The 381-nt window shown below is 68.0% G+C and carries 1 protein-coding gene; it reads right to left on the bottom strand.

The features are described 5' to 3' along the window. Positions 1-381: AMP-binding enzyme (locus B8W69_RS29595; protein WP_165762738.1), on the bottom strand; the 381-nt coding region annotated here is incomplete at both ends.

Below are 381 nucleotides of genomic sequence, written 5' to 3'. Positions count from 1 at the left end.
AGCGCGATAACCGGCATTCTGGTACCCCGGTTCCGGCAGGGCACGGGTATCGAGTTTGCCGTTGGGGGTCAGCGGCAGCGCGTCGATCACCACCACCGCGGCCGGCACCATATATTCCGGCAACCGCTCGCCCAGCGCGACCCGCAGCTGAGCCGGGTCGGCGGTCCCGGTGACATAACCCACCAGGCGCTTATCGCCGGGGCGGTCCTCGCGGGCGATCACGACCGCCTGCTCCACCCCATCCAGCGCGGTCAGTGCGGCCTGAATCTCCCCGAGTTCGATGCGATACCCGCGGATCTTGACCTGCTCATCGGCACGGCCCACATACCGCAGCTGCCCATCGGCACCCCACCGCACCAAATCCCCGGTGCGATACATCCG

The organism is Mycolicibacterium vulneris (assembly GCF_002104765.1).
Taxonomy (GTDB): Bacteria; Actinomycetota; Actinomycetes; order Mycobacteriales; family Mycobacteriaceae; genus Mycobacterium; species Mycobacterium vulneris.
This window is presented reverse-complemented; position numbering and strand designations above follow the sequence as displayed.